The organism is Dankookia sp. GCM10030260 (genome assembly GCF_042666655.1).
In the GTDB taxonomy this organism is placed as follows: domain Bacteria; phylum Pseudomonadota; class Alphaproteobacteria; order Acetobacterales; family Acetobacteraceae; genus Paracraurococcus.
Window position 1 is genome coordinate 787,311 of record NZ_JBHTDE010000001.1, and the last position, 17,710, is coordinate 805,020.

General features: G+C 70.8%; 17 protein-coding genes and 1 other RNA gene. 8 read left to right on the top strand and 10 right to left on the bottom strand.

Annotated features, from left to right (window positions below; genetic code table 11):
• Positions 1 to 478 precede the first annotated feature (478 nt).
• From ACFQS7_RS03830 to ACFQS7_RS03840, 3 genes are all read left to right on the top strand, one after another.
• A complete protein-coding gene (locus tag ACFQS7_RS03830) occupies positions 479 to 1,489 on the top strand; it encodes a polysaccharide pyruvyl transferase family protein (RefSeq protein WP_380065689.1) in 1,011 nt (336 codons plus the stop codon).
• A gap of 74 nt (positions 1,490 to 1,563) precedes the next feature.
• Positions 1,564 to 2,586, top strand: coding sequence for a GSCFA domain-containing protein (locus tag ACFQS7_RS03835; protein WP_380065690.1), 1,023 nt, complete (start codon positions 1,564 to 1,566; stop codon positions 2,584 to 2,586).
• Positions 2,587 to 2,789: 203 nt separating this feature from the next.
• On the top strand, positions 2,790 to 3,062 hold the full coding sequence (locus tag ACFQS7_RS03840) for a hypothetical protein (RefSeq protein WP_380065691.1): 273 nt from the start codon (positions 2,790 to 2,792) through the stop codon (positions 3,060 to 3,062).
• 52 nt (positions 3,063 to 3,114) lie between these two features.
• On the opposite strand, the gene recR is transcribed toward ACFQS7_RS03840, so the two are convergent.
• From recR to ACFQS7_RS03865, 5 genes are all read right to left on the bottom strand, one after another.
• A complete protein-coding gene (recR, locus tag ACFQS7_RS03845; protein ID WP_380065692.1) occupies positions 3,115 to 3,717 on the bottom strand; it encodes a recombination mediator RecR in 603 nt (200 codons plus the stop codon).
• Positions 3,718 to 3,752: 35 nt separating this feature from the next.
• Positions 3,753 to 4,082 (bottom strand): YbaB/EbfC family nucleoid-associated protein, encoded by a 330-nt coding sequence (locus ACFQS7_RS03850; protein ID WP_380065693.1) that lies wholly within the window; start codon positions 4,080 to 4,082, stop codon positions 3,753 to 3,755.
• Positions 4,083 to 4,091: 9 nt separating this feature from the next.
• Positions 4,092 to 6,065, bottom strand: coding sequence for a DNA polymerase III subunit gamma/tau (locus tag ACFQS7_RS03855; protein WP_380065694.1), 1,974 nt, complete (start codon positions 6,063 to 6,065; stop codon positions 4,092 to 4,094).
• A gap of 71 nt (positions 6,066 to 6,136) precedes the next feature.
• Positions 6,137 to 6,234, bottom strand: an RNA gene (ffs, locus tag ACFQS7_RS03860) — signal recognition particle sRNA small type.
• A gap of 70 nt (positions 6,235 to 6,304) precedes the next feature.
• The gene (locus tag ACFQS7_RS03865) at positions 6,305 to 6,760 is read right to left on the bottom strand and encodes a DUF29 family protein (protein WP_380065695.1); all 456 of its coding nucleotides are present in this window, start codon (positions 6,758 to 6,760) and stop codon (positions 6,305 to 6,307) included.
• Between the two features lie 92 nt (positions 6,761 to 6,852).
• On the opposite strand from ACFQS7_RS03865, the gene nudC reads away from it, so the two are divergent.
• Together nudC and ACFQS7_RS03875 are read left to right on the top strand one after the other, a co-directional pair.
• The gene (gene nudC, locus ACFQS7_RS03870; protein WP_380065696.1) at positions 6,853 to 7,779 is read left to right on the top strand and encodes an NAD(+) diphosphatase; all 927 of its coding nucleotides are present in this window, start codon (positions 6,853 to 6,855) and stop codon (positions 7,777 to 7,779) included.
• A complete protein-coding gene (locus tag ACFQS7_RS03875; RefSeq protein ID WP_380065697.1) occupies positions 7,776 to 8,075 on the top strand; it encodes a phosphoribosylamine--glycine ligase in 300 nt (99 codons plus the stop codon). Before nudC ends, ACFQS7_RS03875 begins: the two co-directional genes overlap by 4 nt.
• A gap of 16 nt (positions 8,076 to 8,091) precedes the next feature.
• Here the strand turns inward: ACFQS7_RS03875 and polA are convergent, their stop codons facing one another.
• A complete protein-coding gene (gene polA, locus ACFQS7_RS03880; protein ID WP_380065698.1) occupies positions 8,092 to 11,040 on the bottom strand; it encodes a DNA polymerase I in 2,949 nt (982 codons plus the stop codon).
• On the bottom strand, positions 11,024 to 11,290 hold the full coding sequence (locus ACFQS7_RS03885) for a zinc-finger domain-containing protein (protein WP_380065699.1): 267 nt from the start codon (positions 11,288 to 11,290) through the stop codon (positions 11,024 to 11,026). Before ACFQS7_RS03885 ends, polA begins: the two co-directional genes overlap by 17 nt.
• Positions 11,291 to 11,375: 85 nt before the next feature.
• Between ACFQS7_RS03885 and ACFQS7_RS03890 the strand changes: the two genes are divergently transcribed.
• Positions 11,376 to 12,383 (top strand): alpha/beta fold hydrolase, encoded by a 1,008-nt coding sequence (locus ACFQS7_RS03890; protein WP_380065700.1) that lies wholly within the window; start codon positions 11,376 to 11,378, stop codon positions 12,381 to 12,383.
• Between the two features lie 212 nt (positions 12,384 to 12,595).
• A complete protein-coding gene (locus ACFQS7_RS03895; protein WP_380065701.1) occupies positions 12,596 to 13,078 on the top strand; it encodes a TspO/MBR family protein in 483 nt (160 codons plus the stop codon).
• Between the two features lie 30 nt (positions 13,079 to 13,108).
• Here ACFQS7_RS03895 and ACFQS7_RS03900 read toward each other — a convergent pair whose 3' ends face one another.
• The 3 genes from ACFQS7_RS03900 to fsa are packed head-to-tail and all read right to left on the bottom strand — an operon-like array spanning position 13,109 to position 15,385.
• Complete coding sequence (locus ACFQS7_RS03900) at positions 13,109 to 14,041, bottom strand: tyrosine recombinase XerC (protein ID WP_380065702.1); 933 nt, start codon at positions 14,039 to 14,041, stop codon at positions 13,109 to 13,111.
• 13 nt (positions 14,042 to 14,054) lie between these two features.
• Positions 14,055 to 14,687: a DUF484 family protein gene (locus tag ACFQS7_RS03905; RefSeq protein WP_380065703.1), complete on the bottom strand. Its 633-nt coding sequence runs from the start codon at positions 14,685 to 14,687 to the stop codon at positions 14,055 to 14,057.
• Between the two features lie 41 nt (positions 14,688 to 14,728).
• On the bottom strand, positions 14,729 to 15,385 hold the full coding sequence (fsa, locus tag ACFQS7_RS03910; RefSeq protein ID WP_380065704.1) for a fructose-6-phosphate aldolase: 657 nt from the start codon (positions 15,383 to 15,385) through the stop codon (positions 14,729 to 14,731).
• Between the two features lie 83 nt (positions 15,386 to 15,468).
• On the opposite strand from fsa, the gene ACFQS7_RS03915 reads away from it, so the two are divergent.
• The gene (locus ACFQS7_RS03915) at positions 15,469 to 17,703 is read left to right on the top strand and encodes a primosomal protein N' (protein ID WP_380065705.1); all 2,235 of its coding nucleotides are present in this window, start codon (positions 15,469 to 15,471) and stop codon (positions 17,701 to 17,703) included.
• The last annotated feature ends 7 nt before the right edge of the window (positions 17,704 to 17,710 follow it).

Consider the following 17,710-nt stretch of genomic DNA (forward strand, 5'->3'; position numbering starts at 1 on the left):
CCCGGGTGAGGCCGGGGGCGCCGGCGCACTGGCGGAACCGGCGGCGGAGGAGGATGGCGGCTGCTTGCGCAGGGGCCGGCGCGGACAAGGGATCGCTCTCTCCTAGCTACCTCATGGATGCTCTGAGCGATACGGCAACGGACGCTTATACCGGGTTGAGGTTGTGGCTGCCCGCGATCCGCAATATATATAGAACCGTAATGGTCTGGACCGGCGGCGGCCCCGGTGAGGAGTCTGGCAATCAAGCGTACATCAAGCCAGGGCACAGTTCGGCAGGCCGATGACCGCGAGAAAATTCGGCCGGTCGGTTGCGTGGCGAGGTTGCCCTGCCGAGTGCTCCGGAACCACAAATATTAGCCGGAAGGCAATGGGAAACTTGTAAGCAATGGTTGTGCATCTACCGGTCCTGGTCGATGTTGAATCGCGTGCTGATGGGGGATGAATGTCAGATTGGATGTTCGGTGGCAGTGCCCAGGGCATGACGCGCCATCCCCCTACCCATCCTTTGCTGAGCGATGAGATCGAGAGTGCGGGCGGTGCGATTCCGTTGTCATGGGTGCGATCCTCTGTCGGGACGCCCCTGGGCAATTTCGGCGATGCGGCCAGCGCCGTTGTTGTCGCGGCCATCGCCGGCCGGCCGGTGACCCATCGCGCCTTCAATTCGAAACGCCGACGCATCGTGGCGATCGGCACCATCGGTCAAGGCCAGTCCGCCGGGGCGGTTCATGTGTGGGGCACCGGCTTCGATCCCAAGCGTGCGCCGGTCGAGCCGCGCGATGCCGCCTTCTTCGCTGCTCCCGATGTCGAGTATGCCATCCATGCGACGCGGGGCCCCTACAGCCGCGGCGTTCTGTTGCGGGCCGGAATTCCAGCGCCCGACGTATATGGCGATCCAGCCTGGTTCCTGCCGCGCATCCTGCATCCCAAGCCGGAGCGGCGGCACGAACTCGGCGTGATCATGCACATCTCCGAACTCGAGACGCCGAGCGTCACAGCCAACCCATTGTCCCACCTGATGCGCTACCGGGGCGGTGAGGCCGAGGGGGTGCACTTCATCTCGACCTACCACCAGCCGACCTGGCAGGGTTTCCAGGACAAGCTGGCGGAACTGCTTTCCTGCAAGCGCATCATCTCGCGCAGCCTGCACGGGATGCTGCTGGCGGACGCCTATGGCATCCCTTGCCTCTACATGTCGGACGGCGAGCCCGGGATGCAGCGGCTCGACATCGAGGCCGGCTATGGATCCGTGGATCACCGTTTCGCGGATGCCTATCGCGGCTTCGGACGGACCCGCCTTGCGGCCTTCGGCCTACCGAAGGATCAGCCTTCGCCCTGGGCCGAGGTGATGGTCGCGGCCGACCAGATGTGGGAGCCGATTGCATTCTCGGGCAAGGCGCTGTTCGAAGCCTTCCCGGTGCGGCCTGCGGTATCTTTCGACGATGGCATTTGGCCGTTTCCGACGGAACTTGCGGAGGCACTTCCGTGGTAGGCCACCGCACTGATGACCCGAGTGATTCTGCGGCCTGTCCCGTTTCGAAACCAGGCTCTTGGAGTTTGTAGAAAATGAAGAATTTGGGGGCCTTCGGTGCCCAGGAACTTATTACGCATGCGCCCGATGGTGAGGTGACCAAGAAGATTGGCTCTTCGTTCTTCAGGGGCGAGCATTGTAATTTCAATCCGTACTTAGCCGATCACAAGGCTCCGGACTTCATCGAGCGTTTCCTGCTACGCGGCTGGATGCCGGAGCATCGTTCGATCGACCGCAGCACACGGCTCACCGCCTTTGGCTCCTGCTTCGCCACCAATATCACCAGGCATCTGAGCGAGATTGGATACAACGTCGCCAAAGACCGGGACCCAGGCATTTACATCTCCTCCATGGGTGAAGGCTTGGTAAATGTTCACAGCCTGCTCGGTCAGTTCGAGTGGGCCTTGGAAGGCGTCGACCCACCGCAAGGCCTCTGGCACGGCTACAAGGCCGAAGAGTATGGCTGCAACGACAGCATACGTGAGCAGACCCGCCGGGTGATGCTCGATACGGATTTTTTCGTCGTCACCCTTGGTCTTTCCGAGGTCTGGTACGATGAACAAACCGGGGGCGTGTTCTGGCGGGCGGTCCCGCAGCAGCACTACGATCCGGCGCGCCACCGCTTCCGCGTCTGCAGCATGATGGAAACCAAGGCGGCGCTGCAGCGGATTCATGACATCGTCAGACGGCGTATTCCCAACGCCAAGCTGCTCTTCACGCTATCCCCGGTCCCGCTGGCGGCGACCTTCCGACCTGTCTCCTGCATCACCGCGAACTCGGTTTCGAAGGCGATCCTGCGGGCGGCACTGGACGAGATGCTGCGTGACGCCGGCGACCACCTGAACCAAGATCTGTACTACTGGCCGTCCTATGAGATCGCCAATGACCTGTTCCTCTCCCGCTTCGGGCCGGACGGCCGGCATCCTCACAAGGGCATCATCGATTTCATCATGAAGTTGTTTGAGGCTGTCCACTGCAAGACCGAGGTCGGTCTCGAGGACTTGAATCGCCTGTATCAGGAAGCGCGCGCAGCGAACCTGCGCACCGCCGCCGTTTAGTGCAACGTGCCGGTTGGAGGGCGCCAGCCGGCATGTCGGCATAAACGAATCGGCCACCCGAATGCTGCGCACTGTCAGGTGCGGCGCAATCGCGTCTACGGGCAGATTTACGGTGACCAAAACGGGCGCTGTGATCCCACACCTGCGCGCAGTAATGCGGCAATCGCTGGCAAGCAACCAAGCCCTGGCGGAGGAAAGGCGACTTGAAGCGGATATGCGGGCCGCTAAAGCAGGCGCCTGCGGAGACGATTCACCCCCCCCGCGCACTGCTTCATTCGGCCAATGCGGCGTTCGAGACGCATTCGGCGGAGACGCTGCAGCAGTCGTTGACGCTGACCATGAGCATGACGCTGCCATACCAAATCAGACTTGGCCTTGCGGAGATTGCCTGGCAGGCACCACTGATCGATCCGATTCACTTGGCGCCGGTAAGTGAATCCCGCCGCGATTTTGCCTGCGATCGAGCGATTTGCTGATACTGGGACGTAAGATTCGTAGCGAGTTTACGTCGGGCGGGTCCGCGCCATCCTACACCGCCCGCCGCGCCTTCAGCGCCGCCGCCAGCGTTCCCTCGTCCAGCACGTCGAGCGCACCGCCGATCGGCACGCCCTGGGCCAGTCGCGTCACCGCCACCCCGGCCGGGCGCAGCCGGTCGGTCAGGTAATGCGCCGTCGTCGCGCCATCGACCGTCGCCGGCAGGGCCAGGATCACCTCCCGTACCGGCTCGGAGCCCGCCTCGATCCGGGCTAGCAGGGGCTGCACCGCCAGATCCTCCGGCCCGATGCCGCCCAGCGCCGACAGCGTGCCGCCGAGCACATGATACAGGCCGCGATGCGCATGCGCCCGTTCCAGCGCCCAGAGCTCGGAAACACCTTCGACCACGCAGATCAGCCCCTGGTCGCGCTGCGGGTCGCGGCAGATGCCGCAGGGGTTGGCGGCGTCGAGGTTGCCGCAGATCCGGCAGGGCTGCACCGCCGCGGCGGCGGCCTGCAAGGCGGCGGCCAGGGGCAGCATCGCCTGATCCGGCTGCATCAGCATCTTCAGCGCGGCCCGCCGGGCGCTGCGCCGGCCGAAGCCGGGCAGCCTGGCCAGCAGGCCGATCAGATGGTCGATGGGGTTGTGGTCGGCCATCCGTCACGCTCGCGCGGCAGCGCGGGCGGCGCCGGTCAGAAGGGCAGCTTCAGGCCGCCGGGCAGGCCGCCCGGCAGGTTCAGCCCGGCGGTCGCCTTCTGCATCTCGTCGGCCATCTGCGCCTCGACCTTCTGCTTGGCGTCCGCATGGGCGGCGACCAGCAGATCCTCCAGCACCTCGCGGTCGTCCATCAGGCTCGGGTCGATCGAAACGCGCTTCAGGTCGCCCTTGCCGGACAGCGAGACCTTGACCATGCCGCCGCCAGCCTGGCCGTCGACCACGGTGGCCTCCAGCTTGGCCTGCATCTCGGCCATGCGGGTCTGCATCTGCTGCGCCTGCTTCAGCATGTTGCCCAGGTTCTTCATGGCATCGCCCTATCGTTCATCATCGGGGGGTGGAACATCGTCGAAGTCGGCGGGTTCTTCCAACTCGACGGAAGGGATGTCGCCGGGCTCCGCCTCGGGCTGGTCCTCGGCCTGCACCGGCAGCGCCATGGCGCCGCCGAGGCCGTAGGAATCCGCCCCGGCGTCGCGCACCGCCTCGATGCTGGCGCCGGGGAAGGCCGCCAGCACGGCCTGGACCAGCGGGTGGCTCTGCGCCACGGCGCGGCGGCCGGCCTCGGCGGCGCGGCCCTGGCTGGCCAGGGTCGGCTCGCCCTCCGCATTGCTCAGCGCGACGGTCCAGCGGCTGCCGGTGGCGTCCGAAAGCAACTCGGTCAACTGCGCCGCCAGGTCGCGCGGGGCGGCCGGCAGGACGCGAATCTCCAGCCGGCCGGGCGCGACCCGCACCGGATGCACGCTGTGCACCAGATGCGCATGCAGCATCGGCTTCTGGCCGGAGGCGAGCGCCACCACCTCCCGCCAGGAGGCCGGGTTGGCATTCGCGGCCGCCGCGACCGCATCGACCAGCACGGCCCCGCCGCCGCCCATGGCGCGCATCCCGCCGCCGCCGCCGTTCGGCGCGGGGCGCGGCGCGCCGGCCGGGATGCCGCCGGCGCCGTCCGTCAGCCGCTTCACCAGGTCGCCCGGCGTCGGCAGTTCCGCCACATGCGCCAGGCGGATCAGCACCATCTCGCAGGCGGCGCGGCGGTCGGGCGCCTCGTTCACCTCGCCCAGGCCCTTCAGCAGCATCTGCCAGGTCCGGGCGAGCACGGGGACCGAGAGCTTGCCGGCCAGCGCGGCGCCGCGGGTCCGCTCGCCCTCGGTCAGCGAGGGGTCGTCCTTCAGCCCGGGCACGCTGCGCAGCCGGGTCAGGGTATGGGTCAGCTCCAGCAGGTCCTGCAGCACCACCGCCGGGTCGGCGCCGCGCTCATGCGCCCGGTCCATCAGGGACAGCGCGGCCGGCGTGTCGCCGGCCATCAGCTGCTCCATCAGGTCGAGCACCAGGGCACGGTCGGCCAGGCCCAGCATGTCCCGCACCGCTTCGGCAGTGACGCTGCCCTCCGGTCCGCCGAGGGCGATCGCCTGGTCGAGCAGCGACAGGCCGTCGCGCACCGAGCCGTCCGCCGCACGGGCCAGCATCGCCAGCGCCTCGTCCTCGACGGTCACGTGTTCCAGCCCGGCGATGCGGGAGAAATGCGCCCGCAGTTCCGCCTGCGGCACGCGCTTGAGGTGGAAGGTCTGGCAGCGCGACAGGATGGTGGCCGGGACCTTCCGCAATTCGGTGGTCGCCAGCATGAATTTCACCTGGGCCGGCGGTTCCTCGAGCGTCTTCAGCAGCGCGTTGAACGCCGCCGTGGACAGCATGTGGACCTCGTCCAGGATGATGACCTTGTAGCGTCCCTGGGCCGGGCGGTAGCGCAGCCGCTCGCGCAGCTCCCGCACGTCGTCGATGCCGTTGTTCGACGCCGCGTCGAGCTCCTGCACGTCGGGGTGGCGGTCGGCCAGGATCGCCTTGCATTCCGGGCAGACGCCGCAGGGCTCGGGCGTCGGGCCGCCGGTGCCGTCGGGGCCGATGCAGTTCAGCGCGCGGGCGATGATGCGGGCGGTGGTGGTCTTGCCGACGCCGCGCACGCCGGTGAGCATGAAGGCATGCGCCACGCGGTTCTGCGCGAAGGCGTTGCGCAGCGTGCGAACCAGCGCGTCCTGGCCGATCAGCTCCTCGAAGTTGCTCGGGCGGTACTTGCGGGCGAGGACGCGGTAGGGCGTGCCGACGCTGTCGGCCACGGGCGCCGCCACGGGCGGTGGTGGCGGTGGTGCCGCGGCCTCGGGTGCCGGCGGCGCGAAGGCATCACCGAACAGGCCGGGACCCTCGGGCGGCGGCGGCTCGGGCAACGGCTCCCGCAGCAGCGCCGCCTCAGGCGGGGGCGGATCCGGCGTCTCGGCGGGACCGAACAGGGTGGAGGACATCCGTGCGGCGGGATCCTGTGAGGCGGTGGCCCGCCGGGCCGTGCATATCCTTCAGGGAGCAACCCCCGAAAGGTGGAAGGCCGACTGACGACCCGAGCGAGAACCCGTTACGGCTGCTTCCTTCCGGACCTGACCGGGTTGGCGAGGAGCCCGTCCGCGCCGACCTTCCGAAGAGACCATATCATGCCCAGGGGGGGCCTGCACAATGCCCCGGGCCGGAATGGTTGACCGCGGCCGCCTCAGCGAGGCGCGAGGCGGGCGATCAGGGCCTCGGCGCCGAGCGACTCGTCGAGCCGTTCAGCCGGGGGCAGGTCGGTGGCCTCCGGCAGGGCGCGCATGTCGAGGTCGAGCACCTGCCGACGTGCCGCGGCGTGGATGTCCGGCACGTCGAGGTACTGCGCCATGCTCGGGCTGAAGCGCCGCGTCGCGCCGACAAGCAAGACGGTGATCGCGTTCCGCCATTTCCGCGCCGCGCTGTGACCCGGCCAGGCGGCGATGTTCAGGGCATGAACCATCGCTTGGCGCAGCAGGACATCGACCGCCTGGGCTTCGCCCCGCCCCACCGATCCGACCTCCTCGATCACGGTTGCCCAGTCGAGGTCGTTCACCCGCCCCCCGGCCGCGACCCGGCGCAGCCGCTCCGCCTGGGCGGTCGACCAGGCCAGGATGTCGCGGTGGTAGAGATCGTCCGGCATGGCACCCTCCGCCCATGGCAGTCGTCCGGGCCCTTCCTGGTTTCACGGCCATGGTTGCCCGCCCGGCGCCCGCATGGCAGGGTCCGCACCGCATGCTCTCCATCCCCGCCAGCCGGCCCAACGCCTATACAGGCAGCCCCCTCGACCGCGCCGCGCTGCGCCGGGAGGATGCCGACTGGATCGCCGCCGCCCTGGCCGATCCGGACACCCTGTTCACGCCGGTCTGGCGCAGCCGCAGCCTGATGAAGGGCGTCCAGGAGGGCACTCCCGAAGCCGTGCTGCTGACCGGCGCCGCGGCCGAGGCGGTGCGGATGGCCGGCGGCCCCTGGGCCTTCCTCGGGATCTGGGACGAACGCCCGGTCTTCGCGGTCGACTGCTCGGACGCCGACGACCCGCTGCCGCTGCTGCCGGACGGCATGGGCGGCTTCACCGACCTTCGCGCCGTCGCCGGCCTGCTGCCGGCCGGCGAGGCCAGCGTGCTGGCCCATGCCCGCGGGCTGATGCACTGGCGCACCAAGCACCGCTTCTGCGGCATCTGCGGGCATGGCTGCGCGCCGCGCTCGGCCGGGCATGCGATGGTGTGCTCGAACTGCAACGCGCAGCATTTCCCGCGCACCGACCCGGCCGTCATCATGCTGGTGGTGCGCGGCGACGAATGCCTGCTCGGTCATTCGACACGCTTCCCCAACACCAGGATGTACTCGACGCTCGCCGGCTTCGTGGAACCGGGTGAGAGCCTGGAGGAAGCGGTGCGGCGCGAGGTGCTGGAGGAGGCGGGGATCGAGGTCGGCGCGGTGCGCTACCATTCGTCCCAGCCCTGGCCCTTCCCGTCGTCGATCATGCTCGGCTTCCATGCCGAGGGCCTGTCCGAGGCGATCACCATCGACCCGGAGGAATTAGCCGATGCCCGCTGGTTCAGCCGGGCGCAGTGCCTGGACCCGGCGGCGCATGGCTTCGCCCTGCCGCGGGCGGATTCCATCGCCCGGCGGCTTATCGAGGACTGGCTCGCCCACGTATGAGGCCGCTGCTGCCGATCGCCGGATTGCTGCTGCTGGGTGCCTGCAGCCTGTTCGGCCCGCCCGGTCCGCCGCTGCCGCCGGAGGACGAGTCGCCGGATGCCAAGGCCTGCCGCTCCGAGGCGCGCAACAGCCCGGAGGTCCAGGCGCTGGCCCGGCAATTCTACGAGCCCAACCAGCTGAACGTCGACCGCATGAAGGGCGAGGTCAACCGCGCCCAGGGCCGCGCCTATCGCGACTGCATGCGGGCGCGCGGCCATGGCCCGCAGGGCGGCGTGGAGCCGCAGGTTCCGCGCTGAGCCACCGGGCCGGGCGTCAGTGCGCCTCGGCCCAGCTCCGACCGGTGCCGACCTCGACCGCCAGCGGCACGCGGAGGCTGACGACGCCCTCCATCACCTCGCGCACCAGGGCCGAGGTCTGCGCCACTTCGGCCTCCGGCACCTCGAAGACCAGCTCGTCATGCACCTGCAGCAGCATGCGCGCCGCGAGGCCGGCCTGCCGCAGCGCGCCGGGCACGCGGACCATGGCGCGCTTGATCACCTCGGCCGCGCCGCCCTGGAAGGGGGCATTGATCGCGGCGCGCTCGGCGCCGGCGCGGCGGACCATGTCGCGGGCGCCGATATCCGGGATCCAGAGCTTGCGGCCGAAGGAGGTCGAGACGTAGCCCTGCAGCCGGGCCTCCTCCTTCAGCCGCTCCATGGCGTCGCGGATGCCGGGATACTGGCTGAAATAGGCGTCGATGATGCCTTTGGCCTCGCCCGGGCCGATGCCGAGCCGGCCCGCCAGGCCGAAGGCCGACATGCCGTAGATGATGCCGAAGTTGATCGTCTTGGCGCGGCGCCTGGCTTCCTTGTCCACCGCGTCTGGAGCCAGGTGGAAGATGTCGGCCGCCGTCCGGCTGTGGATGTCCTGGCCGGTGGCGAAGGCTTCCCGCAGCGCCGGCACGTCGGCGAGATGCGCCAGCAGCCGCAGCTCGATCTGGCTGTAGTCGGCCGACATCAGCACATGGCCGGGTTCCGCCACGAAGGCCTGGCGGATGCGCTGGCCCTCGGCGCTGCGGACCGGGATGTTCTGCAGGTTGGGCTCGGTCGAGGCGAGCCGCCCGGTCGAGGTGTTGGCCATCGAGAAATCGGTATGGACGCGGTTGTCACGCGGGTCGATCGCCGCCGCCAGCCCGTCCACATAGGTCGATTTCAGCTTCGCCAGCTGCCGCCAGTCGAGCACCGTGCGGGCCAGCACGGCGCCGATGTTGCTGCCCTGGGTGGCGACCTCCTCCAGCACCGCGGCGTCGGTCCCCCAGGCACCGGTCGCCTTGCTGCGGCGGCCGCCGGACAGCTTCATCTCGTCGAACAGGATTTCGCCCAGCTGCTTGGGCGAGCCGACGTTGAAGGGCCGGCCGGCCAGCTCGTGGATCTGCTGCTCCAGCGTCACCATGCGCTGGGCGAAATCCTCGCCGATGCGGGCCAGTTCCGCGCCGTCCACCTTGATGCCGGCAATCTCCATGTCGCGCAGCACCGGCACCATCCGGCGCTCGACCTGCTCATACAGCGCGAGGGAGCGGTCCTCCCGCAGCCGCGGCTTCAGCAGGTGCCAGAGCCGGAGCGTGACGTCGGCATCCTCGGCGGCATAGGCGGTGGCGCGGTCGAGCGGCACCTGCGCGAAGCTGATCCGGGCCTTGCCCGTGCCGGTCACCTCGTCGAAGGAGATCGGCTTGTGGCCGAGATGCAGCACGGCGAGCTCGTCCATCCCATGCCCGTGCTTGCCGGCCTCCATGGCGTAGGAGATCAGCATGGTGTCGTCGACCGGGGCGACGGCGATGCCGCCGTTCTCCGCCCGGCAGAGCACCTCCATGTCGTATTTCGCGTTCTGCAGCACCTTCAGCACGCTGCGGTCGGTCAGCAGCGGGCGCAGCGCGTCCATTGCCGTATCGAACGGGATCTGCGCCGGCGCTGCGTCGGCTGCCGCCAGCATGTCGCCCTGGGTGCCGCCGGCGGCGACGTGCCGCAGCGGGATGTAGCAGGCGCGGCCGGGCGCGGTGGCCAGGCAGACGCCGACGAGGTTGGCGCGCAGCGCGTTCAGGCTGTCGGTCTCGGTGTCGAGGGCGACCACGCCGGCCTTCGTCGCCTCGGCGATCCAGCCCTGCAGCGCCTCGATCGTGGTCACCGTCTCGTAGCTGCCATAGGGCGCGGTGCCCGGATCGGCCGCCGGCAGGGCGGCCGCGGCCTGGGCCGCCGCCATGGCGCCGTTGCGCGCCCGCGTCCCGGCATCGCCGGCCGCGTCGCCCAGCCCCATGCGGGCGACGACGCTGCGGAACCCCTGGTCCTGCAGGAATTTGGTCAGCGTGGCGGCGTCGGGGGCGCGGACCTCCAGCTGCTCGATCGCCAGGGTCAGCGGGGCGTTCTCGTCCAATGTGACCAGGCGCTTCGAGATGCGCGCCTTCTCGGCATTCTGCTCCAGCGCCTCGCGCCGCTTCGGCTGCTTGATCTTGGCGGTGTTCGCCAGCAGGCCCTCGAGGTCGCCGTATTCGCCGATGAGCTGCGCCGCGGTCTTGATGCCGATCCCCGGCACGCCGGGGACGTTGTCGGTCGGGTCGCCGGCCAGGGCCTGGACGTCCACCACCTTGTCCGGGGTGACGCCGAACTTCTCGAAGACCTCGGCCTCGCGGATGGGCTTCTGCTTGATCGGGTCGAGCATCTGCACGCCCGGCCGCACCAGCTGCATCAGGTCCTTGTCGGAGGAGACGATGGTGACCTCGCCGCCGGCTTCGGAGAAATGCTTGGCATAGGCGGCGATCATGTCGTCCGCCTCGAAGCCCGGCAGCTCCACCTGGGCGACGCCGAAGGCCTCGGTGGCTTCCCGGATCAGGGCGAATTGCGGGACCAGTTCGGGCGGCGGATCGGGCCGGTGCGCCTTGTAGGCGGGGTAGAAGTCGTTGCGGAAGGTCAGCCGGCTGGCGTCGAACACCACCGCGAGGTGGCTGCCCCGATGGTCGGTCAGGAAGCGGCTCAGCATCTGGGTGAAGCCGAAGACGGCATTCACCGGCGTGCCGTCCGGCCGGGTCATCGGCGGCAGGGCGTGGAAGGCACGGAAGATGTAGCCGGAGCCATCCACCAGGACGAGGTGCTTCGCCCCGGGCGGCGTCACCGGCACGGCTTCCGCCGCGGCGGCGGCCTCGGCCAGGGCGTTGCCGGCTGGCCGCTGCGCGGCGGGGCCACGCGCCCGGCCGGCCGCCGGAGGCGCCGCGTCCTCAGTGATGGCCGTCATCCCCCGCACCCGGCTGCAGCACATAGGTGATGGAGCAATAGGGGCAGGTCACCTGGGTCTCCCCGGCCGCCATCGGCAGCCAGACCCGCGGATGACCGAGGCCGCCGACGCCGACCTCCCCGTCGCAGGGCACGCTGCGGGAGGTGACCTCGATCCGCTGCTCGGGCGTGACGCCCTGGATGGGCTTCGGCGCATAGCCGGTCTGGTTGCCGTCGCGCATCGGGCTTTCCTTCATGGGCAGGGCGGGCATGGACAAGGCGGGGTCGGCCCCAACATAGTCGGCGGCGCCGCCATCGGCCAGATAGGCCGGCGAGCGAGGAGCAGATGGCCCGCGCGTGACCGCCCACCGCCTCCTGGCCTTGCTGCTCCTGATCGCTGCCTGCACCCCGGTGGTGATCCCGGCCGGGCCGGCGGTGACCACGCCCGCCATCACCGACGACGCGCTGCTGATGCCGGACGGCGCCCGGCTGCCGCTGCATCGCTGGCTGCCGGACGGGCCACCGCGCGCCGTGCTGCTGGCACTGCACGGCTTCAACGACGCCGCCGGCAATTTCATGGCGGAGTCCGCCGCCGGCTTCACCGCCGCCGGCATCGCCGTCTATGCCTACGACCAGCGCGGCTTCGGCGCCGCGCCGCATCCCGGCATCTGGGCCGGCGCCGCGTCCCTGGCGGCCGATGCGACCGCCGCCGCCAGGCTGGTCCGTGCCCGGCATCCCGGCCTGCCCTTGGTCATGCTGGGGGAGAGCATGGGGGGCGGCGTGCTGGTCCTGACCGCCACCGGCGCGGCGCCGCCGCCGGCCGATGGCTATGTGCTGATGGCCCCGGCCTTCTGGGGCCGCGACGACATGCCGGGGCCGATGCGCTGGGGGCTTTGGCTGGCGTCGCGCACCATCCCGCTGGTCGGCTTCCCCGGCACCGCCGGCGGCATCAAGGCGAGCGACAACGAGGAGGCGTTGCGCCGCTGGGGCCGCGACCCGCTGACCCTCAAGCTCACCCGGGTCGATGCCGCGAGCGGCCTGGTCGACCTGATGGATGCGGCGGTCGCCGCGGTGCCGGCCTGTTGCCGCACGGCGTTGCGGCCCGGTCCGGCGCCGGTGCTGATCCTGCTCGGCGCCAAGGACAGCATCATCCCGACCCGCGTGGCGCGGCGGGTGGTGCAGGGCATGCGCGACGACCAGGCGGAGCGCGTCGCCTACTACCCCGAGGGCTGGCACCTGCTGCTGCGCGATCTCCAGCGGGACGTGGTGACGCGGGACATCCTCGCCTGGCTGGCGGCACCGGGGGCGCCGCTGCCCTCCGGGGCGGACGCGGCCGCGGCGGAATGGCTGGCGAAGGCGCCATGAAAGGCAAGGCCAGGGAGGCGGCGTCCTGCCGTCGGACGCAGGCGTCCAACCCTCCTCTGTTTTTGTGAGTCGGCACCCGACGCGCGGCAGGCGCCAAGCCCACGGAAAGGAAGGGAGGGGCTCGGGAAGGGAACGCGTTTCCCTGCCCAACCCTGCTTGCCGTCTTCCCCGCCACCCTCGACTCCTGCCGGCTTACGGGCCATCTGGAGAGGATGGACCTGACCACGACCCTTGGCCTGCTCGGCTTTCTCGGCGCCTGCTTCGTCGCCGCCACCACCGGCGCCTTCTTCAAGCCGGGGGCCTGGTATGCCGGGCTGGCGAAGCCATCCTGGAACCCGCCCAATTGGCTGTTCCCGCCGGCCTGGGCGGTCCTCTACATCTCGATGGCGGTCGCCGCCTGGCTGGTCTGGCGGGAGGCCGGCTTCGCCGGCGCCGCCCTGCCGCTGGGCCTCTGGTTCCTCCAGCTCGGGCTGAACGCCGCCTGGTCCTGGCTGTTCTTCGGGCTGAAGCGGATGGACCTGGCGCTGGCCGAACTCGTGGTCTTCTGGCTGGCGATCGTCGCCACGATCGTCGCCTTCGCCCCGGTCCACCAGGGCGCCGCCTGGCTGATGGTGCCCTATGTCGCCTGGGTCAGCTTCGCCGGCTGGCTGAATTTCACCCTGCTGCGGCTCAACCGGGGCCGCGTCGCGGCCTGAGGACCCGGCCGGCGGGCCTTCAACCGCCGCTCAATCGGCCCGCGGGTGCGCCTTCTTCCAGGTCGCCAGCAGCCCGGCGGCATCCACCGCGGTGTAGCGCTGGGTGGTGGACAGGCTGGCATGGCCCAGCAACTCCTGGATCGCCCGCAGGTCGGCGCCGCCGCCCAGCAGATGGGTGGCGAAGGAGTGCCGCATCGCATGCGGCGTCGCGTGTTCCGGCAGGCCGGCCAGGCGGCGGTAGTCGCGCAGCGATTTCTGCGCCACGGCCGGGTCCAGCCGGGCGCCGCGTGCCCCGAGGAACAACGGCTCCCCCGCCGCCGCGCCGGGGCGCAGTGCCAGGTAGGCGGCGATCGCCTGCCGCACCGCCGGCAGCACCGGCACCAGCCGCGGCTTGGATCCCTTGCCGGTGACCCGCAGGGCGGATTCGCCGCCAGGCAGCGGCGCATCGCGGATATCGAGCGCCAGCGCCTCGGCGATCCGCAGGCCGCAGCCATAGAGCAGGGTAAACAGCGCACAGTCGCGGGCGGCCTGCTCGGCCGGGCGCATCGCGCGCTCCGGGTCGTGCACCTGGCCGACCTTGGCCGCGGCCTCCAGCGCCTGGCCAGGGGTGAGGGCACGCGGGACGGGAGGCTTCAGCCGTGGGCCGCGGATCGTCGCCAGCGCCACCGGCTCGATCCCCGCAGTCCGCGCCAGGAAGCGCAGGAAGCCGCGCACCGCGGCGAGCTGCCGGGCGCGGGTCGCGGCGCCGGCGCCGGTGGCGGCCCGGGCGGCGAGCCAGGCGCGGATATCGGTCGCGCGCAGCCCGGCCAGGGCCTCCAGCCCCGGCTCCTCGCCCAGATGGCCGGCCAGGAAGCCGAGGAAATCGCCGAGGTCGCGGCCATAGGCCTCGACCGTATTGGCCGCCGCGCGCCGCTCGCGCGCCAGCCAGTCGAGGTAGCGGGCGCGCGCCTCGGCGCCGGTCATGCGGCGGCCGGCGTCAGCGGGCCAGCGCCGCCGCCACCGCGCGGCCGAGGAAGGCGAGGGTCGCGGTCGCCTGCCGCGCCGGCAGGGCATGCGGGTCGCGCGCGCCGAGGGTGAGGATGGTCGGCGTCCCGGTCCAGACCGGCACCCGCACCAGGGCGTCGCGGGCGACGAGCGAGGCGGCTTCCTCGTGCAGCGTCTCGGTCTCGGTCGGCGCGGCGCGGACCACGGCGTCGCGGCCCGGGCCCATGAGCCGGGCGACGGCGCCGCGGGGCAAATGGATCATGCCGCGGCGGTCCGGCTTCTCGCTCAACAGGTTGCAGGTCTCGATGCCCAGCAAGGCGGGCAGTTCCTGGGTCACCGTCTCGATCACGTCGGTGCTGCGCATCAGGGCGAGCACCGCGAGCCGGACCCGGATGGTCAGGCCGTAGCCGGCGCGGCCGGCAGTGACCGCGGCATCCACCTCGGCCTCCAGGCTGCGGACCCGGCGGCGTTCGGCGGTCAGCATCGCCGCCATGTGGTCGGCGACGCGTTCGCCATGGATGCGGCGCGGCGGCGACAGGCTGCGGAACAGGTCGGGGCGCTCGGCCAGGAATTCGGGATGCGCGTGCAGGAAGGCCACCACCGCATCCGCCGTCGGCAGGTCCATCTCCGCCTCCGACTGGGGACTGGCGCCGGGGAGCGTCGCGTTCACAGGATGCTCTGCCCGGTCTTCTGCCAATCGGCGAGGAAGGCCGCGAGGCCGCTGTCGGTCAGCGGATGCTTGAGCAACTGGCGAATGACCGCCGGCGGCAGGGTCGCCACCTCGGCGCCGAGCTTGGCGGCCTCGATGAGGTGGATCGGATGGCGGATGGATGCCACAAGGACTTCTGTCTTAATGTGTGGGTAGTTGCGGTATATTTTCAGGATGTCGGCGATCAGCAGCATGCCGTCGGTGGCGATGTCGTCGAGCCGGCCGACGAAGGGCGAGATGAAGGTGGCGCCGGCCTTGGCGGCCAGCAGTGCCTGGGCAGGGGAGAAGCAAAGGGTGACGTTCACCAGGGTGCCTTCGCCGGACAAGGCCCGGCAGGTGCGCAGGCCGGCCTCGGTCAGCGGCACCTTGACGCAGACATTCGGCGCGATCTCGCGCAGGTACCGGCCCTCGGCCAGCATGTCGTCGTATCCGGTCGCGGTGACCTCGGCCGAGACCGGGCCGGGGGTGAGGCCGCAGATCTCGGCGATCACCTCGGCCATCTTGCGGCCGGACTTGGCGATCAGACTAGGGTTGGTGGTGACGCCATCGACCAAGCCGGCTTCGGCCAGCGACCGGATCTCCGACACCTCGGCCGTGTCCACGAAGAATTTCATGGCTGGGGAAATCCTTTAATGTCGTGCGCGATAATCGATGCCACGGCATATTATTGCGCATCTGTTGTTTGCCAGGATAGCCGATGCTCACCCACCCGGGAAAGCACCGCGGTATGAAAGACACGCCCACCGTGTCGGCTAGGACACGCGTATCCGTATTGCTGCCCCTGCCACTGGCCGGGGCTTACGACTATGCAGTGCCTGCTTCCATGGCACTCCGTACAGGGGAATTCGTCTCCGTTCCGCTCAACCAAAGAGAAGTAATGGGTGTGGTCTGGGACGCCCCGGAGGCGACCGAGGCCAAGCCGGTGCCGGACCGGCGGTTGCGGCCGGTCGCCTCGGTCCTGCCGGCGCCGCCGATGACCGCCAGCCTGCGCCGCTTCATCGATTGGGTGGCGGCCTATACGCTCAGCCCGCCCGGTGCCGTGCTGCGCATGGCGATGAGCGTCCCGGGCGCGCTCGAGCCGCCGGCGCCGCAGGCCGGCTGGACGCTGGCGCCGCCCGGCAACAGCCGGCCGCGCATCACCCCGGAACGCCAGCGGGTGCTGGATGTGCTGCGCATGGGGGAGGTGCATGCCGGCGCCCTGCTGGCCCAGGCGGCCGGCGTCTCGCTCGGCGTGCTGCGCGGCATGGCGGAGAACGGGCTGCTGCGCCCGGCCCTGCTGCCGCATCCCAGCCGCTTCGCCCGGCCCGATCCGGCGCATCCCGGCCCGGCACTGGGTCCCGTCCAGGCCGCCGCCGGCGCCGCGTTGCGGGAACGGGTGGCGGCGCACCGCTTCGGCGTGACGCTGCTGACCGGGGTCACCGGGTCCGGCAAGACCGAGGTCTATTTGGACGCGGTGGCGGAATGCCTGGCCGCCGGCCGGCAGGCCCTGGTGCTGCTGCCGGAAATCGCGCTGTCGGCCCAGTGGCTGGAGCGGTTCGAGAAGCGCTTCGGCGTGGCGCCGGCGCTGTGGCATTCCGAGATTACCGCCCGCACCCGGCGCGACACCTGGCGGGCGGTGGCGGAGGGTGCGGCGCCGGTGGTGGTCGGCGCCCGCAGCGCGCTGTTCCTGCCCTTCCCGGAACTCGGCCTGATCGTGGTCGACGAGGAGCACGAGACCGCCTTCAAGCAGGAGGAGGGCGTGGTCTACCACGCCCGCGACATGGCGGTGGTCCGTGCCCGGCTGGCCCAGGCCGCCTGCGTGCTGGTCTCCGCCACGCCGAGCCTGGAGAGCCTGACCAATGTCGAGGCGGGCCGCTACCAGGCGCTCGACCTGCCGGAGCGCCATGGCGGCGCCACCCTGCCGGCGGTCGAGGTGATCGACCTGCGCCGCACCCCACCCGAGCGCGGCCGCTTCCTGGCGCCGCCGCTGGTCGAGGCGGTGACCGCGACGATCGAGCGGGGGGAGCAGGCGATGCTGTTCCTCAACCGCCGCGGCTATGCCCCGCTGACCCTCTGCCGGCATTGCGGCCACCGCATGCGCTGCCCGAACTGCACGGCCTGGCTGGTCGAGCACCGCGCCAAGCGCCTGCTGCAATGCCACCATTGCGGCCATGCCGAACCCCCGCCCGCCGAATGCCCCGAATGCGGCACCGCCAACAGCCTGACGGCGGTCGGCCCCGGGGTGGAGCGTGTCATGGAGGAAGCGACCGCGCTTTGGCCTGACGCAAGGCGGCTGGTCATGGCCTCCGATACCCTGCCGGGTCCCGCCGCTGCAGCCGAGGCGGCGCGCGCCATCCAGGACCGCGAGGTGGACCTGATCATCGGCACCCAGATCGTCGCCAAGGGCTGGCATTTCCCGCACCTCACTTTGGTCGGCGTGGTGGATGCCGATCTCGGCCTGGCCGGCGGCGACCTGCGGGCGGCGGAGCGCACGGTGCAGCTGCTGCACCAGGTCGCCGGCCGTGCCGGGCGGGCGGAGGCGCCGGGCCGGGTGCTGCTGCAGAGCTTCTCGCCCGAGCACCCGGTGATGCAGGCGCTGATCTCCGGCGACCTCGCCGGCTTCATGCAGGAGGAGGCGGCGATGCGCCGGCCCGGCCATTGGCCGCCCTTCGGCCGGCTGGCGGCGCTGATCGTCTCGGCCGAGGACGAGCGCGAGGCCGACCGCACCGCGCGCGACCTCGGCCTGGCGGCGCCGGGCGGGGAGGGGGTGCAGGTGCTGGGCCCGGCGCCGGCGCCGCTCGCTTTGCTGCGCGGCCGCCATCGCCGCCGGCTGCTGCTGAAGACCAGGCGCGACATCGCGGTGCAGCCGATATTGCGGGAATGGCTGGCGCGGGTGCCGGTCCCGAGCCATGTCCGGGTGCAGGTGGATGTGGACCCGGTGGGGTTCCTCTGAGCTACAG

Excerpts from the sequence above, each read along its gene's own strand:
- ACFQS7_RS03830 (WP_380065689.1), top strand. The coding sequence starts at position 479 with ATGACGCGCCATCCCCCTACCCATCCTTTGCTGAGCGATGAGATCGAG.
- ACFQS7_RS03835 (WP_380065690.1), top strand. The coding sequence starts at position 1,564 with ATGAAGAATTTGGGGGCCTTCGGTGCCCAGGAACTTATTACGCATGCG.
- recR (WP_380065692.1), bottom strand. The coding sequence starts at position 3,717 with ATGGCCGACCACAACCCCATCGACCATCTGATCGGCCTGCTGGCCAGG.
- ACFQS7_RS03850 (WP_380065693.1), bottom strand. The coding sequence starts at position 4,082 with ATGAAGAACCTGGGCAACATGCTGAAGCAGGCGCAGCAGATGCAGACC.
- ACFQS7_RS03855 (WP_380065694.1), bottom strand. The coding sequence starts at position 6,065 with ATGTCCTCCACCCTGTTCGGTCCCGCCGAGACGCCGGATCCGCCCCCG.
- ACFQS7_RS03865 (WP_380065695.1), bottom strand. The coding sequence starts at position 6,760 with ATGCCGGACGATCTCTACCACCGCGACATCCTGGCCTGGTCGACCGCC.
- nudC (WP_380065696.1), top strand. The coding sequence starts at position 6,853 with ATGCTCTCCATCCCCGCCAGCCGGCCCAACGCCTATACAGGCAGCCCC.
- ACFQS7_RS03875 (WP_380065697.1), top strand. The coding sequence starts at position 7,776 with ATGAGGCCGCTGCTGCCGATCGCCGGATTGCTGCTGCTGGGTGCCTGC.
- polA (WP_380065698.1), bottom strand. The coding sequence starts at position 11,040 with ATGACGGCCATCACTGAGGACGCGGCGCCTCCGGCGGCCGGCCGGGCG.
- ACFQS7_RS03885 (WP_380065699.1), bottom strand. The coding sequence starts at position 11,290 with ATGCCCGCCCTGCCCATGAAGGAAAGCCCGATGCGCGACGGCAACCAG.
- ACFQS7_RS03895 (WP_380065701.1), top strand. The coding sequence starts at position 12,596 with ATGGACCTGACCACGACCCTTGGCCTGCTCGGCTTTCTCGGCGCCTGC.
- ACFQS7_RS03900 (WP_380065702.1), bottom strand. The coding sequence starts at position 14,041 with ATGACCGGCGCCGAGGCGCGCGCCCGCTACCTCGACTGGCTGGCGCGC.
- ACFQS7_RS03905 (WP_380065703.1), bottom strand. The coding sequence starts at position 14,687 with ATGGACCTGCCGACGGCGGATGCGGTGGTGGCCTTCCTGCACGCGCAT.
- fsa (WP_380065704.1), bottom strand. The coding sequence starts at position 15,385 with ATGAAATTCTTCGTGGACACGGCCGAGGTGTCGGAGATCCGGTCGCTG.
- ACFQS7_RS03915 (WP_380065705.1), top strand. The coding sequence starts at position 15,469 with ATGCTCACCCACCCGGGAAAGCACCGCGGTATGAAAGACACGCCCACC.